This window comes from Gabonia massiliensis, from assembly GCF_001403595.1.
Classification (GTDB): Bacteria; Bacteroidota; Bacteroidia; order Bacteroidales; family Coprobacteraceae; genus Coprobacter; species Coprobacter secundus.
Map to the genome: position 1 here is coordinate 493015 of NZ_LN877939.1, position 15452 is coordinate 508466.

17 protein-coding genes are annotated in these 15452 nt (G+C 33.3%); 7 read left to right on the plus strand and 10 right to left on the minus strand.

Annotation, left to right across the window (positions count from 1 at the left end):
- The 8 genes from BN2628_RS16795 to tsaB all read right to left on the minus strand — a co-directional run.
- Positions 1 to 146 (minus strand): DnaJ domain-containing protein (locus BN2628_RS16795; protein ID WP_154668455.1); only part of this gene is annotated, 146 nt, incomplete at its 3' end.
- A 297-nt stretch (positions 147 to 443) separates the two neighbouring features.
- On the minus strand, positions 444 to 2183 hold the full coding sequence (locus BN2628_RS06835) for a thiamine pyrophosphate-dependent enzyme (RefSeq protein WP_021931450.1): 1740 nt from the start codon (positions 2181 to 2183) through the stop codon (positions 444 to 446).
- A 72-nt stretch (positions 2184 to 2255) separates the two neighbouring features.
- Positions 2256 to 3545, minus strand: coding sequence for an MFS transporter (locus BN2628_RS06840; RefSeq protein WP_052431536.1), 1290 nt, complete (start codon positions 3543 to 3545; stop codon positions 2256 to 2258).
- 4 nt (positions 3546 to 3549) lie between these two features.
- Positions 3550 to 4308 (minus strand): sulfite exporter TauE/SafE family protein, encoded by a 759-nt coding sequence (locus BN2628_RS06845; RefSeq protein ID WP_055096581.1) that lies wholly within the window; start codon positions 4306 to 4308, stop codon positions 3550 to 3552.
- A 516-nt stretch (positions 4309 to 4824) separates the two neighbouring features.
- Positions 4825 to 5346 (minus strand): ribosome maturation factor RimM, encoded by a 522-nt coding sequence (gene rimM, locus BN2628_RS06850; protein ID WP_044229427.1) that lies wholly within the window; start codon positions 5344 to 5346, stop codon positions 4825 to 4827.
- Complete coding sequence (murA, locus tag BN2628_RS06855; protein ID WP_044229424.1) at positions 5347 to 6651, minus strand: UDP-N-acetylglucosamine 1-carboxyvinyltransferase; 1305 nt, start codon at positions 6649 to 6651, stop codon at positions 5347 to 5349.
- A gap of 47 nt (positions 6652 to 6698) precedes the next feature.
- Entirely contained in the window at positions 6699 to 7307 is a 609-nt protein-coding gene (locus tag BN2628_RS06860) for a DUF4290 domain-containing protein (protein WP_044229418.1), read from the minus strand.
- Positions 7308 to 7326: 19 nt separating this feature from the next.
- Positions 7327 to 8022, minus strand: coding sequence for a tRNA (adenosine(37)-N6)-threonylcarbamoyltransferase complex dimerization subunit type 1 TsaB (gene tsaB, locus BN2628_RS06865; RefSeq protein WP_044229415.1), 696 nt, complete (start codon positions 8020 to 8022; stop codon positions 7327 to 7329).
- A gap of 111 nt (positions 8023 to 8133) precedes the next feature.
- Between tsaB and BN2628_RS06870 the strand changes: the two genes are divergently transcribed.
- From BN2628_RS06870 to BN2628_RS06900, 7 genes are read left to right on the plus strand one after another with little or no spacing between them, the layout of a single operon-like run.
- Positions 8134 to 8952 (plus strand): YicC family protein, encoded by an 819-nt coding sequence (locus BN2628_RS06870; RefSeq protein ID WP_055096583.1) that lies wholly within the window; start codon positions 8134 to 8136, stop codon positions 8950 to 8952.
- 42 nt (positions 8953 to 8994) lie between these two features.
- Positions 8995 to 9564 carry a guanylate kinase gene (gmk, locus tag BN2628_RS06875; RefSeq protein WP_044229409.1) on the plus strand — a complete coding sequence of 190 codons (570 nt, stop codon included), beginning with the start codon at positions 8995 to 8997 and terminating at the stop codon, positions 9562 to 9564.
- Between the two features lie 6 nt (positions 9565 to 9570).
- Complete coding sequence (gene nadD / locus BN2628_RS06880) at positions 9571 to 10158, plus strand: nicotinate (nicotinamide) nucleotide adenylyltransferase (RefSeq protein ID WP_044229393.1); 588 nt, start codon at positions 9571 to 9573, stop codon at positions 10156 to 10158.
- 4 nt (positions 10159 to 10162) lie between these two features.
- Positions 10163 to 10798, plus strand: coding sequence for a DUF5063 domain-containing protein (locus BN2628_RS06885; protein ID WP_044229391.1), 636 nt, complete (start codon positions 10163 to 10165; stop codon positions 10796 to 10798).
- Positions 10773 to 11423, plus strand: a complete 651-nt coding sequence (locus tag BN2628_RS06890) for a 3'-5' exonuclease (protein WP_257606419.1) — start codon at positions 10773 to 10775, stop codon at positions 11421 to 11423. The genes BN2628_RS06885 and BN2628_RS06890 overlap by 26 nt, the downstream gene beginning before the upstream one ends.
- Positions 11424 to 11437: 14 nt before the next feature.
- Complete coding sequence (locus tag BN2628_RS06895; protein ID WP_044229390.1) at positions 11438 to 11674, plus strand: hypothetical protein; 237 nt, start codon at positions 11438 to 11440, stop codon at positions 11672 to 11674.
- 27 nt (positions 11675 to 11701) lie between these two features.
- Entirely contained in the window at positions 11702 to 12226 is a 525-nt protein-coding gene (locus tag BN2628_RS06900; protein ID WP_154668415.1) for a hypothetical protein, read from the plus strand.
- Between the two features lie 411 nt (positions 12227 to 12637).
- Here the strand turns inward: BN2628_RS06900 and BN2628_RS06905 are convergent, their stop codons facing one another.
- Positions 12638 to 13765 carry an SPOR domain-containing protein gene (locus tag BN2628_RS06905; RefSeq protein ID WP_044229388.1) on the minus strand — a complete coding sequence of 376 codons (1128 nt, stop codon included), beginning with the start codon at positions 13763 to 13765 and terminating at the stop codon, positions 12638 to 12640.
- Between the two features lie 160 nt (positions 13766 to 13925).
- Positions 13926 to 15140 (minus strand): OmpA family protein, encoded by a 1215-nt coding sequence (locus BN2628_RS06910; protein WP_044229385.1) that lies wholly within the window; start codon positions 15138 to 15140, stop codon positions 13926 to 13928.
- Positions 15141 to 15452: the final 312 nt, after the last annotated feature.

Below are 15452 nucleotides of genomic sequence, written 5' to 3' on the forward strand. Positions count from 1 at the left end.
TCCTGAAATTTTTTATGTGCAGAAGAATCATTGGGATTCAAATCAGGATGATATTTTCGTGCCAGCTTTTTATAAGCCTTTTTTATCTCTTCCTGAGTAGCACTTTTATCAATTCCCAAAATTTTGTAATAATCGATATATGCCATAAATTATTTATTTTTATCTTGATTCATAATTATTAAACAAATAAGAAGTTTTTTCTTTATCCTTCTTCTATTATTCTTTTTCTTAATCATGAAATATACAACAAAACATATACCAATCTTTAAGGAAACTTATTTATTATAATCATATTTAAGTTAATATTATATATGTCTCATACTCATATAAAAAATCCATATAATGAAAAAGATATTTTGTCACAACTATAACAAAAATGTCAGTTAACAAATTAGAGTGGAAATCTATTTTCATTCTACACCGCCTCCATCTTAAACTTACATTTAAAAAATCTCATTTATATGTTTGTAATTCGACTGTATTGTATCAAGTACTTCTTTAGTCTTCCCATTCATTATCAACTTAAACATAGATTGAGCAAAACCGGTCATCTGTCCAAGCTCAATTTTAGGAGGCATTGCCAAAGCATTAGGATCAGTCATTACATTTATCAAGACCGGACCTTCACTTTTTATAGCTTTTATAAGGACTGGAGACACATCTTCAGGGTTAGAAACTGTATATCCCTTCATTCCCATAGCTTTTGCTATGATTTCAAAATCAGGATTATACATATTAGTCTGCCAATCAGGCAACCCGGCCACTTCCATCTCTAATTTTACCATTCCTAATGCCCGATTATTAAATACGACAATCTTAATAGGTAATTTATATTGTACAATAGTTGCCATATCACCTAATAACATAGATAATCCTCCATCACCACAAAGTGCTATAATCTGACGTTCTGGATATGCCAAAGCTGCGCCAATAGCCTGAGGCATAGCATTAGCCATAGAGCCATGATTGAAAGAACCTAACATTTTACGTTTGCCTGTCGCTTGCAAATAACGGGCCCCCCAAACACAAGTCATTCCCGTATCGACCGTAAATATGGCATCTTCTGCAGCGACAGAATTAATCTCGGACATGACATACTCTGGATGTATCTTATTATTATCTCCCCTATCCCTTACATAAGACAGAAGATGCTGTTTTACTTTTCTATAACCCTCCAACTGCTCTTTCAAAAAAGAACCATCTGTCTTTTGCTTAATATGAGGCAACAACGTCTGCAAAATATTTTTTACATCACCACAGATTCCCATATCAACTTTAGCCCGACGTCCTATCCGATTAGCCTTTATATCCACCTGAACAATTATATTATCCTCAGGCATAAAAGGTGTATAAGGAAAATCTGTTCCCAATAATAACAATATTTGAGCTTCATGCATACTATTATAGCCTGAAGGCATGCCCAATAGTCCTGTCATCCCCACTTCATTCGGATTATCATATTGTATCTCCATTTTACTCTTAAATGAATACGCTACCGGAGCATTCAGTCTTTGAGATAATTCTACTACTTCTTGATGAGCATCCTTCGCTCCTATACCACAATATATCGTAATCTTGTTTGCCTTATTCAACCACTTAGACAACCGTTCTACCCAAGATTGCTCAAGAACAATATCTGACGACATATCGTATGTAATAAGAGAACTATCCACAGGTTGGCACTCTGTCGCAGCTAAATCTCCAGGTAGTCCAACAACAGAAACACCCCTTAAGGTCACCGCTGTTTGCATAGCCGCTTGTAGCATTCGAGGAAACTGTTTTGGTGTAGTAGCCATTTGATTATAATAACTACAATCATCAAACAATTTTATGGTATCAGTTTCTTGAAAATAACGAGTTCCCATCTCATAAGTAGCAACAGTCGATGCAATGGCCAATACAGGTGCACCTGAACGATGAGCATCATATAAGCCATTAATTAGATGTACGTGCCCCGGTCCACTACTACCCGCACAACAAGCCAATTCTCCTGTCAACTGAGCCTCAGCCCCAGCAGCAAACGCACCGGTTTCTTCATGTCGTACATGTATCCACTGTATTTTACCATTTTTTCGAACTGCGTCATTTACTTCGTTCAAACTATCACCTGTCACAGCATAAATACGTTTTACTCCTGCATCGGCTAACATTGAAACCAATAACTCTGCTATTTTTCCTGCCATATAATATTTTTTAGTTATACATCAAATGTTCTGAAATAAATAACAGATAGTATTCATAAAAAGTTTATATATTTAATCTTCAGGTAATTCTGATTTTATCTTATATCCTGATAGAGCATAAAAAAGAATATAAGCCTCTCCTAATATAATCAATCCCCAAGTCCAACGCCAAATCCCAGACAAAACATCTGCACCGATGCCCTGTAGTAAAGGTATTATTCCTCCTCCAATAACTCCAATCATCAATATTCCAGACGCTTTGGTTGTATATGGTCCAAGTCTGTCTGTAGCTAATGTAAATATAGCCGGCCACATAATAGAATGGAACAACCCTATTAAAGTCAATATCCAAGGATTATCAAATATGATAGCCAATAATAAAAAAAAGATAGCCCCTACTGTACAGACTAATAGTTGCCTCTGAGAAGACACATCCTTAAGAAATGACCCGACCAAACGGCCTATCAATAAAAAGCCCCAATAAAGAGCAGCCATATGTGTCGCTTTCAAAGCAAAAGAATGCCCTAAGCTCACGGCATACATATTTATATTTGCTCCAACAGCAACTTCAACGCCTACATATATACCCAATGCCCAAAGACCAAGTCGTACTCGACGAAAACTCCATATTGATTTTTGTAAAGAAATAGTTTGAGCATTAGTATTTTCCGGTAAATCCGGAAATTTTACACGGCTTACTAATACAGTTACTAAAATCATAATTAATATCATAATAAAAACAGGGAATAAAAATCGTGAGGAATTAACATCAGAAAGGGAAACATTACAAAAAATAAAATGGCTAACTATCAAAGGAGCAATAACCATACCAATAGAATTTATCGAACCTCCAATCATTTGTCTTTGTAATGCTGTAGTATTTCCAACAGAAGAAACGGACAAATATAAATTAAGAACTACCTGTAATACTGCAGCTGAAATACCAATAACAAAAGAACCTATTAAAAAAGTGAAAAAACCTAATGGTATTCCAGTCCCTATTATATTTAATCTTATAGGAATATAAAGATGTTGTAATACAGCCAACTCATATATTTCCAAACCTGATACTAATATAATCAAAGCCAAAAGTATAGTCTTTCGATAACCATATGACTCTAGCCAACGGGCAGCAAACTTTTCAGAAAAAGGATAAGCCAAAAACCACGAAAAATTTAATAATGTTACCAAAGCATTCGTTATATTCCCTTCTTTAGGCAACATAGATGACCGTAAAGGTATCTGAAATTGCTGATTAATCACAGTAAAGACTCCCACAATAAAATACATCATCAGCATAACGTCAAATACCCATATTCTTTTCAATGCTACTTGCTGTAATGCAACTTTATCTTTCTCCATAAAATCACATTCTTATAAAAATAATGTATAATGCTGACAAAATAAGTAATATCAATAATATACTCCGTATCAGTTTAGGGCTCCAAGATGTAACAAACCGAACTCCCCAATACCCTCCTAACGCACTACCGGATCCCATAACCAAACCATATAACCAATCTATTTGCTGATGCCAAGCGAAAATCAACAATGCAATCGGTAAAATCAAAAAATTAAGGAATAATTTCAAAGCATCACCTTTGACCATACTATTACCTACTTTCAAGACCAACACAGCCAAAATAAGATAAGTAAATCCAGCTTGAATAAATCCCCCATAAAATCCAATAATAAAAAAAATAAGTATATCAATAAAATTAAGTTTATAATTCAAGCTTTCATTTTTTTTCTTTGTCCATTTATCAGGTTGGAAAAAAAGAACCATAATCATAAACACAGTCAGCACCAAAATCGAAATATTCATTATCATCTCTGTCAGATATACCGAAGCTACCCATATTCCCAAAATAGCTCCTAATATAGTAGGTAGCGCCAATTTCCATCCTTCTTGTATATCCAGTTGCCCCTTCTTTTTAAAAAACACTAACGAACTTATATCTTGAAATAAGATAGCCACACGATTCGTTCCATTAGCAACCTGAGCAGGTAATCCCAAAGCCAGTAAAATAGGTAAAGCAAATAAAGAACCTCCCCCTCCTACAACATTTATTACACCACAAAGTATACCTCCTACTAATAATAAAAGAATTGATACCAAATCCATACCAAATATGTTTTTACTTCATAAAACATATAGGATAGAGCTTTTGTTTATATTTCATTTATTCAAATAAATAATTTTAAATAAATAATTTATATGACTATTTTAACCAACAATAATCTACTGTCCCCTAAAAAATATACAAAAACATACGAAAATTATAACTAATAAAAAAATAAGAATCTATTTTTTGCTGCTGGTTCATTCAATGATAAAATATAATTCTTTCTACTTTGCACATTGAAAAATTTTCATTGGACTACTTATCGAAATCGTCTGAGACATAATATATAATGGTAATATCTTAGAAAACATTTATATTATATACAAAAAATAAACTGAACGTTATACAAATAATAATTTAGAGAACTTTGATGATTAAAAATATATAAAGATTCTGATATATATATCTAGAAGACTGACTACTATAAACTTACGTCAATTTTCAAATAAAAATCTACCGCCAGCTACCTCTCATAAATAAAATACTCAAAAACATTTTAAATCCACAAATACTTTTTATAAAGACAATAACCCTTGTGGCAAACGCATATGTATAAACCTATTCTCTTCGTCAATAGACAAAATAAAATCATCATTAGCCGGAACTAACAACTCTTGCCCTGAATAATCAACTTCAAACAAAACATTGACCGTAGAATCGTCCACTCCTATTATTTTGCCTAATTCTCCCTCTAATTCTTCTACAATAGTAAAACCTATAAAATAATCTCCGGGAGCCTGAAATTCATCTCTGTTATCTTTTAAATAAGATTTTGGGAAAAATACAGATAGATTAGTAAACAACCGAGCATCTTCATCATTATCAATATCTTCCAGTTTCATCAACACCGTAGTATCACTCTTAAAACGATATTCTTCAATAAAAAAAGGAACAAAAATTCCCTCTATTTCACAGACGATATAGGGACAATCTTCTCGATCAAATATATCGTCTGTAAAAGTGAATGACAATTCTCCATGTATCCCATGCGGTTTATTAAAAAAACCGATTTTTATAAGTTCTTCTCTATCTATCATCTATATACGTGTAATACGAGCTCCTATTCTATTCAAACGCTTATCTATATCCTGATAACCTCTGTCAATCTGGTCAATATTATGTATAGTACTTGTACCATCGGCCGACATTGCAGCAATAAGCAGCGCAATCCCCGCACGTATATCCGGTGACACCATAGTAGATGCCCTTAAAGTATGAGCATGTCCCTGTCCTATTACAGCTGCACGATGGGGATCACATAAAATAATTTGAGCTCCCATATCTATCAGTTTATCGACAAAAAACAATCGACTCTCAAACATTTTCTGATGTATAAGCACACTCCCTTTAGCCTGAGTAGCCACTACTAAAAAAACGCTAAGCAAATCAGGTGTAAGGCCCGGCCAAGGAGCATCAGAAAAAGTCATAATAGATCCATCAATAAACGTTTCTATCTCATATGTATCATGACAAGGAATATGTATATCATCCCCATTTTGTTCGACAATAATACCTAAACGACGAAAACTATCAGGAATAATACCCAAATCATTATATGAAACATTCTTTAAATTAATATCCGACCCTGTCATCGCTGCCATACCAATAAAAGAACCCACTTCTATCATGTCAGGAAGCACAGTATGTTCACAACCCGTCAAATAATCGACACCCTCAATAGTCAATAAATTCGAACCTATCCCCGAAATCCGAGCCCCCATATTATTTAACATTCTTGATAGTTGCTGCAGATAAGGCTCACAAGCAGCATTATATATAGTCGTTATACCTTTAGCCATTACGGCAGCCATAAGTATATTAGCTGTACCTGTAACAGAAGCTTCATCCAGTAACATATAGGCTCCCCTCAATTCCTTTGCCGTAATCTCATATAATTGTTTATCTGGAGAATAACAAAAATCCGCACCCAACTTTTGTATTCCTAAAAAATGCGTATCCAAACGTCGACGACCAATTTTATCTCCACCTGGTTTGGGTATAACAGCCATTCCGAAACGGGCAACTAACGGTCCCACAATCATTACAGACCCTCGAAGAGAACCACTTCTTCTTAGGAAATCTTCGGTATGCAAATAATCCAAATTTATATTTTCAGCTTTAAAGCTATATGAATTCACGCCAATATGTTGCACTTCTACCCCCATATCACGTAATAACTGTATCAAATTATTCACATCGAGAATATCGGGTATGTTATAAATCTTTACTACCTCAGGAGTGAGTAAAGTAGCACAAATTATTTGTAGTGCCTCATTTTTAGCCCCTTGGGGAACAAGATCACCTTTCAAACGATGACCGCCTTCTATTACAAACGATGCCATAACCTTTTACAATTAGATTTATCTCCGGAAAGATACAAAAAAAGCGGTTATCGTCCCGCTTTTCTTACATTATTATTTTTCTTATTCATATTATTTTTTTGAAGGAACTCTTTCGCATCTTTCAATTTATAAGTTTCAGGATCAAGATTTATTTTCCCATGAGAATATTCTCGTAAATCTTTTAATATTTTGTCATCCTCAACACCTTCCTTATTCCAAGTAAGAAATGACTTTTTCATATGATTCGCTAAAAGAGAAATCAACTGATCTCTTTCTGGACCATCAGGCATCTCAACAGCCTTCTCAATCATTCCCTCAATAGCCTTTCCATAATGACGATAACGAATAGGCGTAAGAGCATAAGGTACAGTATCAGGACGCGTATATAAATTCTCTTTCTTGATAATCTCATACGGATAATCAATATCAAGCTTAAAATCAGACATAATTGCCAAATGGTCCCACAGCTTATGCTTAAAATCATCGACATCCCTTAAATGTGGAAAAAGATTTCCCATAATATTTATAATTGTATTGGCACACCTAGTACGCTCTTCCCTGTCTTTTAACGCAACACAATGGTCAACCATCTGCTGTACATTACGGCCATACTCCGGCATAATCAATTTTTTAAGCTGTGTATTATAATCAAGCATCTGTTTTGAAGTTTAAAAATTAAAGAACTTTATGTTTGGGTTTAGTTGCAACAAATTCCTTTAAATAAAAAGGCTCAAAATAGGCTACATCCTGAAATTCCCGATTTCGAAAAGCCCTTTCGGATAAAGCTAACATATCTGCTGCCAACGGATGTATATTTTCAATAAACAATGCATTCGGATAAGAAGAAAATATATCTTTACACTTTTCCGAACCATTACCAAAAAAATAAACTTTATGCTTATCTAATATATCTCGATATGAATTTTTATCTATAATATCAGCAGAAACAGCTTTTATCGGTTGTAATGCCATATTATAGATTGCTGAATATACTTCCATACGCCGAGCATCAATCATGGGACAAAAAAGTACATCTTCAGCATGTATTCCCTGAAACATTACAGCACATGCCATTATTTCTAACGTTGGTACTGCAATTAAAGGTATATCAAAGCCAAAACATAAGCCTTTTGCTTCAGAAACTCCAATACGCAACCCCGTATACGAGCCTGGACCGCAACTTACAGCTACAGCTTCTGGCTTAAGGTTATACTTTTGCGCCACATCTAAAGCCTCGTGGACATATTTTCCCAAACTCGCAGCATGAGAAGGACCCTCAAAATTCTCACGACGAAAAACTATCTGGCCCTCGCACGTAAGCGCCACCGAACAAACAGTAGTAGAAGTCTCTATATTTAATATGCAAGGCATCTCCTAAATTCCTAATTATGTTATATAAGTTTGGCAAAATTAGTCTTTTTTTCTGACTTTATTGTTTTCGGATACAGAATTAAAATTAAATTTGCAAAAACATTCGAAACAATGATACAATCTATGACTGGATTCGGTAAAGCTGTTACCGAATTACCCAACAGAAAAATAACCGTTGAAATAAAATCTTTAAATAGTAAACAACTCGATTTGTCTACTCGTATACCTGCTATTTACAGGGAAAAAGAAATGGATNATGTTGAAAGTCTTGGCAGAGAAACAAGCACCCAAATCAATCAGCCAATTATAGAAAACTATTATAATCAAATCAAAGACGTTTCAAAAAATATAGGTATTCCCCTACCCTCTGACTGGTTCCAAGTATTACTCCGACTACCAGACGCTATAAAAACAGAGATTACAGAATTGGAAGAAGAAGAAACCGAAGCTCTTATGCAAACGGTAAACAGAGCACTTGACCAATTACAAGAATTCAGAATACAAGAAGGGGAAATGCTTCAACGTCTTTTCAATGAAAAAATAACCAACATCGCAACTCTATTACAAGAAACAAATGTCTTTGAGCTTGAACGTATCGATAAAATTAAGTCACGGATAAATGATGCATTAAGCAAAATCGAGAATTTTGATTACGACAAAAATAGATTTGAACAAGAAATGATTTTCTACATCGAAAAATTAGATGTCAATGAAGAAAAACACCGCCTTGATAATCATTTGAAATATTTTATCGAAACAATGGAAAATGGTAAGGGGCAAGGGAAAAAATTAGGATTTATCAGTCAAGAAATAGGAAGGGAAATCAATACATTAGGTTCCAAATCGAATCACGCAGAATTACAGAAAATCGTTGTACGCATGAAAGATGAATTGGAACAAATCAAAGAACAAGTTCTAAATGTAATGTAAACTTGATATCTTTTTAAACATTCATTTTAATGCTTATTTAATATGCAAGGTAAACTCATTATTTTCTCAGCCCCATCTGGCTCCGGAAAATCAACTATTATCAATTACCTATTACAACAAAATTTAAACTTGGCATTTTCTATCTCGGCAACCTCAAGACAACCTCGAGGTAATGAAAAGAACGGTATTGAATACTATTTCCTTTCCCCTGAAGATTTCAAACAGAAAATTGCCAATAATGAATTTCTGGAATACGAAGAAGTATACACAGACAAATTTTACGGAACATTAAAATCTGAAATCGAGCGCCTAACCAATAATGGTCAGAATGTTATTTTCGACGTTGACGTAAAAGGAGGCATAAATATAAAAAAATTTTATGGCGAACGAGCCCTCTCAATCTTTATTCAACCACCGAGTATTGAAACTTTACGAAAACGCCTGATTAGCCGAGGTACCGATGCTCCTGAAGTTATCGAATGTCGATTAGCAAAAGCTGAATATGAATTATCTTTTGCACCTCAATTCGATATTGTCATTATAAATGATAATTTGCAAACTGCCCAAGAAATAGCAACAAAAAAGATTAGAGATTTCATAAACAAACCATAAACAAAAATGGAGAAAAAGATAAAAATAGGACTATTCTCTGGCTCATTTAATCCTATACACACTGGACATTTAATTATTGCTAATTATATGTGTCAATTCGAGGATTTAGATGAAGTTTGGTTTATCGTTTCTCCTCAAAACCCTATAAAAGATAAATCAAGTCTCCTTTGTGATGAACATCGAGTGGCAATGACAGAATTAGCAATAATTGGACATTCTTATTTCAAACATTGCGATATAGAATTAACTATGCCTCGACCGTCATATACAATACATACGTTGGATGCTTTGCGAGCACAATATCCTGAAAACAATTTTTATTTAATAATAGGCGCTGACAACTGGTCAAAATTTGGCCTGTGGAAAGATGCCAAACGTATTCTTAACGAATACAATCTTATTGTCTATCCTCGACAAGGATACCCTATAGAAGAAAACAGCATGACTAAAAAAAATATAACTTTCTCAAAGGCTCCGATTATAGAAATTTCTTCGACCTTTATTCGTTACGGGCTGAAGCATGGGAAAAATATGAACTATTTTATCCCTGCGAATGTATATAATTACATTATAAAGAATAAGCTATACCTCTAAAAATATGAATGAAAATATATATGATAAAAATATCATTGAGTTTGTTACAGTTGGAGTTGAATTTTGTTCTTTCATAGAACAAGCAAACGAAACTTCGCGTAATGCATTCACCGATACTGCTATCAAAATACTACCACTACTTTACCTAAAAGCTACATTACTGCCTAATTGCGAAAGTAGACCAGACTTGCCGGTAGAACATTTTGTAACAGAAAACATTTATGAATACATTCGTTCCAGTATCAGTAGAATGTTTGGCGAACATGATTCCTATCTTGAAGTATTCCAAACAGATATGCAGTATAGCGAGACTCCTATCATTGCTAATATATCAGAAGATATATCCGATATATATCAGGACATAAAAGATTTCATATCAATTTATAGTCTTGGCAACGAAGAGGCTACTCAAGAAGCTTTAGCCTATTGTAAAGAAAATTTTATTTCATATTGGGGTCAAAAACTAGTTAATGTTTTAAGAGCACTTCATAATCTGTACTTTAGCCAAGATGAAGATGAAAACGATAATGATAATGTCATAAATTATCAAAATGAAAATAAACATGATTTTCTCACTCAACAGCAAAATATCTGGCGTGAAGAAATGGACCTGAATGAATGGAATAAATGGAATGAATAAAAATATAGCACCTATAACTATCAGCAAAGAAGCAATTTCACAAATGGAACAAGTCCTGTTTCCCGGACGTATCATTGTAGTACAAACTCCAGAGGAAGCACGGAAAGCGGTATCGTATTTATCAAAATTTTCCATACTAGGCTTTGACACCGAAACTCGACCATCTTTTAAGAAAGGGCATTCCCATCAAGTAGCTCTTATACAAATTGCAACAGAAGATACTTGTTTCCTTTTCAGAATCAATCAAATTGGATTCCTCGATTCGATAAAAGAACTTCTTAATAACGAACATATTACAAAAATAGGCTTATCTATACACGATGATTTTACAATGTTACATAAAATATCAGATTTCGTTCCACAAAACTTCATTGAATTACAGAAATACGTAAAGCGCTTTAATATACAAGACATGAGTTTACAAAAAGTCTACGCTATCATATTCGGTAAAAAGATTTCGAAATCACAACGCTTGTCAAACTGGGAAGCAGAAAACTTGACTGATGCCCAAAAAAAGTATGCAGCAACAGATGCATGGGCATGTATAGAAATATATAAAAGATTACGTTCTGGTAAATTTACTAGACAATTTCGAGCCTCTCAAAACGATACATCTATTTCCTAAAATAATTCACAATTATGAAAAAAAGAAATATTATCACTATTATACTACTTATTTACTTAGGCATAATGGCTTATATCGGCTGGCCCAATTACATAGATGAAGGACGTTACTGGGAATATGCAGGAATCATTGCCGGTACTTTAGTTGCTATTTTTGCACTCCGGTACGTACAAGGCAAAAAAGAAAAAATGCGCAACTATTATAAAGAAGAATCAGAAAAAAAGACACATAATACAGATTCAAAAAAATAATATATCTACCTACTAAAAAGAATGATTATGAAACGTTTTTTATGTATGGCCATAATTATTTTTTTATTTATCCCGAGAATAATGGCCCAAACAGAAAAAGGGAAATGGATGATCAACCCCGAAATTACCACATTTGGAGTGGGAGGTACAGATAACGATAAAAGTAAATCCAACCGTTTTAATTTTGGATTAGGATTCAAGGGCGGCTCCTTTATTTATGATGATCTTTTAGTAAATGTAGGTATAGGATTTGATATAAACAAACAGGAAAAATGGAAAGACAACAGTCTTCAACTTAGTGGTGGATTGAAATATTACATTTTATCTCATCTTTTTTTAGGTGCTGAAATTGGCTATGAACGTGAATGGTTACGAGATTATGAGGGGGATAAAACATTAAAAAATAATTACTTTTTCTTTGGGGCAGATTTAGGATATGCTATTTTTATAACCCCTAATATATCTATAGAACCTGCAATCTACTGGAAACATAGTTTTGCTGATCGGCTCAATCAATACGGATTCAAAGTAGGATTCGGTTTATATTTCTAATTATAAAAATACAAATATATTATGGAAATGACGAGGCGTGTCATCATAGCGAAAAAACATTACTACACCGGTTAGCCTAATAAACCCTCCTTATAAAAAGAGAATGTTCTTATCAAGCAGCAATTAATATTACCGGATCATATCTTTATATTATAATGGTTGTAAACTTGACAACAACAGACTTGATATATAAACAATGCCTTAATGGAAAAATTAGACTTTAAAATGACTTAGAATTATGATTCTAATATAATAACATACGAAACCGAATATCTTAAAATTTATAAAAAATAAAACACCCAATATTAATTCGTTAAGAACAGAAAAGCGAGTAGAAATATTCCCACTCGCTTTTCCGTGTCAGATTCCTCTCTAAAGAAGAATGTTTATTGTGAACAAAAAACTCCATTTTTATTTATTAATCAAAATCCACGCATCCCCAAAACGTTTAGGATATTTACTTCGAAGTTCTTTACACATATCATACGCCAAACGTTCACTATCATATCCCGCGATAATAACCCGATACATCCCCTTTTCATTTTGAGCAATTATAGGGTTATACCCTTCTTTCTCTAAATTAACCTGTAAAGTCAAGGCTTTCTCCTTATTTTCAAAACTTCCCACCACAACATTATAAGGATAAAATTTTACAAACGAATCCATTGTATCTTTGGTATCGTTCATTTTCTTTAATGTCTCAATGCGTGTATTCAAGGTATTTACCTTATTTCTCAATTTACTATTTTCTGAATTCAAAGCATCTAATTGCTCCTGTAGAGATATTAATTCTGCACTATCTGTTCTTTCAACAATTACCTTTTCTACCGGTTTAAAAGTATTACTCGTTTCATTTGCATAAGAAGCATATCCTTGTTTTTTAAATTTATAAGTCAATCCTAAAGTTACACCTCCTATTATATCCCCCCGACTACCTGTTTTTCCATCAAAATCATTATTCATCCAAACAAACTGCGCATTCAAATTGAGATCCCAATGATAAGAAAGATAGAATTTATTAATTAATCCAAAATGTGTAGATTGGCTTATATTATCAAAACTCTTATCTGTTATAAACCCAACACCTGCATATATAACAGGTTCATATATTCGTTTAGGAGAATATCCTCCAAACAAACTACCCATATTAAACATTGCATCTACATGAGGTGATCCCGCATACCACTGCTGTTTATAATAACCAGCTTTCTCTCCAATAACGTACTTACCACTTTCCAAAAATGAAGCACCCTTCAATTTCCATGCATCAATTTCCAAACGAACTCCCAACCAAGGAACAACCCACTTTCCAAAAGCAATATTACCTGTCCATCCTATTCGATCAGCAAAATCCATTGATTTATTATTTTGTCCTAAATAGACATTTCCTCCCCCATTGAGCGTAATAAACCAATTATGATCCATATAATCAGATATTTTCGGTTCATAAAAATCAGAGTCATACTTTTTCTCACCATTTTTTGCAAATAATGAGAAAATAATAAATAATGTAAAAACAGATACAAATAATCTTTTCATACTTATAATCCAATTTTATATATTACCATTAACTATCACTTTTTTGCAACTAAATTAGCACAAATTCTTCAAATAATCATATATTTTTCTATATTTTTTTATTATAAAAAAAGGCGTATTAGAATTTCCTATACGCCTTTTTCTATACTTATTCTATAAACTATTTCTCTGTAATCATAACAGCACGATCCAATACATAGGCACCGAATGGATTTAAACTACTATCTTTAGTTTCTTTAATCAATTGATCTTTATCTACACCATAAGACACCAATTTATTAATTACACTTTGTGCTCTTTTATTCCGTAATGCCTCATTATAAGAAGCTTCCCCAGTCTTACTATCAGCATAACCACAAACTACATATTTTTGACTAGGATTATCCTTCATCTGACGTGCAAGATTCTTCAACAGATATAAATCACGAGATTGTACTGTATAACTATCAGCTGTAAAATATAGTGTCAATCCTGGGACACTTACATTCTTTTCTGCATCTTCGATCTTTTTATTTGCTTCAGCTAATTGATTTTTCAAATCTTTTACATTTTCTCTCAAACTTTCTACTTCTTTTTCAGATGCACTCAATTGATTTTCCAAAGCTTTTAACTTAGCATCATCATTATTATTTTCTGTGGATACCGGCTGCTTAAAAGTACTTTCTGATGCTTCAGCAAAAGAAGCAAATGTCCGTTTTTTGAATTTATAAGAAGCTCCCACAGTCAATCCGCCAATAAGGTCTCCTCGGCTTCCTCCTTGCCCGTCACAGTCATTATTAACCAATGCAAACCTCAAATTCAAATTCAAATCCCAAGCATCTGCTACCCGGAATTTGTTTATCAATCCAAAATGTGTCGCTTGACTAAAATTATCAAAATTTTTATCCGCAATAAATCCAAAACCAGTATATATCACTGGTTCATATACACGTTTTGAATTATACCGACCAAACAAGTTAGATAAATTAAATAACATATCCACATGTGGAGATGCTGCATACCATTTCTGAGAAAAATACTTATTATCCGTCCACCCCTGAATATATGCTCCATTGCCAGAATAAGAGGCTCCTTTTAAACGATATCCGTCTATAGCAATCTGAGCACCAAACCAAGGTACAATCCATTTTCCTCCAGATATATGGCCCGTAAATCCTATTCGATCACCAAAAGGCATAGCTTTATCATTTTGTCCCATGTATACATCACCTCCAAGTCCCAACGAAATAAACCAATTGTCTTTAAATTTATTCGTCACCACATTATTAACACCTGAGTGTTTCGTTTCCTTACTTTGAGCTGTATCCAAATCCTCTCCCTTTGCTATAAAAAAAGAAAGAAACATGGCAAAAGCCATCAACAAGCACTTCTTCATAATCCTAATAATTTAATTCAATATCTCAAAAGCGTATCTATGACAACATATAACCTTTAAACAACAGTATAAGCCTCATAAACAACCTTATTCTATTATTTAATCATATATATTAATTCAATAGATACAAAAACAATATATATCTAAAATAGACGATTACAAAGGTAAAAAAAGTATATAAAATTATAGATTGTATATAAATATAATAATATATTTTAACCTAATTAACATTAGTAAACAAATTGATATTAATAGGAAAAACTCTCTATAGTAAGTTCATAATACCTTCTAAACAAAAAATGACAATATATT

What these genes read in the sequence shown, in the direction of transcription:
- BN2628_RS06835 (WP_021931450.1), bottom strand. Translation starts at nt 2,183, where the DNA reads ATGGCAGGAAAAATAGCAGAGTTATTGGTTTCAATGTTAGCCGATGCA.
- BN2628_RS06840 (WP_052431536.1), bottom strand. Translation starts at nt 3,545, where the DNA reads ATGGAGAAAGATAAAGTTGCATTACAGCAAGTAGCATTGAAAAGAATA.
- BN2628_RS06845 (WP_055096581.1), bottom strand. Translation starts at nt 4,308, where the DNA reads ATGGATTTGGTATCAATTCTTTTATTATTAGTAGGAGGTATACTTTGT.
- rimM (WP_044229427.1), bottom strand. Translation starts at nt 5,346, where the DNA reads ATGATAGATAGAGAAGAACTTATAAAAATCGGTTTTTTTAATAAACCG.
- murA (WP_044229424.1), bottom strand. Translation starts at nt 6,651, where the DNA reads ATGGCATCGTTTGTAATAGAAGGCGGTCATCGTTTGAAAGGTGATCTT.
- BN2628_RS06860 (WP_044229418.1), bottom strand. Translation starts at nt 7,307, where the DNA reads ATGCTTGATTATAATACACAGCTTAAAAAATTGATTATGCCGGAGTAT.
- tsaB (WP_044229415.1), bottom strand. Translation starts at nt 8,022, where the DNA reads ATGCCTTGCATATTAAATATAGAGACTTCTACTACTGTTTGTTCGGTG.
- gmk (WP_044229409.1), top strand. Translation starts at nt 8,995, where the DNA reads ATGCAAGGTAAACTCATTATTTTCTCAGCCCCATCTGGCTCCGGAAAA.
- nadD (WP_044229393.1), top strand. Translation starts at nt 9,571, where the DNA reads ATGGAGAAAAAGATAAAAATAGGACTATTCTCTGGCTCATTTAATCCT.
- BN2628_RS06885 (WP_044229391.1), top strand. Translation starts at nt 10,163, where the DNA reads ATGAATGAAAATATATATGATAAAAATATCATTGAGTTTGTTACAGTT.
- BN2628_RS06890 (WP_257606419.1), top strand. Translation starts at nt 10,773, where the DNA reads ATGAATGGAATAAATGGAATGAATAAAAATATAGCACCTATAACTATC.
- BN2628_RS06895 (WP_044229390.1), top strand. Translation starts at nt 11,438, where the DNA reads ATGAAAAAAAGAAATATTATCACTATTATACTACTTATTTACTTAGGC.
- BN2628_RS06900 (WP_154668415.1), top strand. Translation starts at nt 11,702, where the DNA reads ATGAAACGTTTTTTATGTATGGCCATAATTATTTTTTTATTTATCCCG.
- BN2628_RS06905 (WP_044229388.1), bottom strand. Translation starts at nt 13,765, where the DNA reads ATGAAAAGATTATTTGTATCTGTTTTTACATTATTTATTATTTTCTCA.
- BN2628_RS06910 (WP_044229385.1), bottom strand. Translation starts at nt 15,140, where the DNA reads ATGAAGAAGTGCTTGTTGATGGCTTTTGCCATGTTTCTTTCTTTTTTT.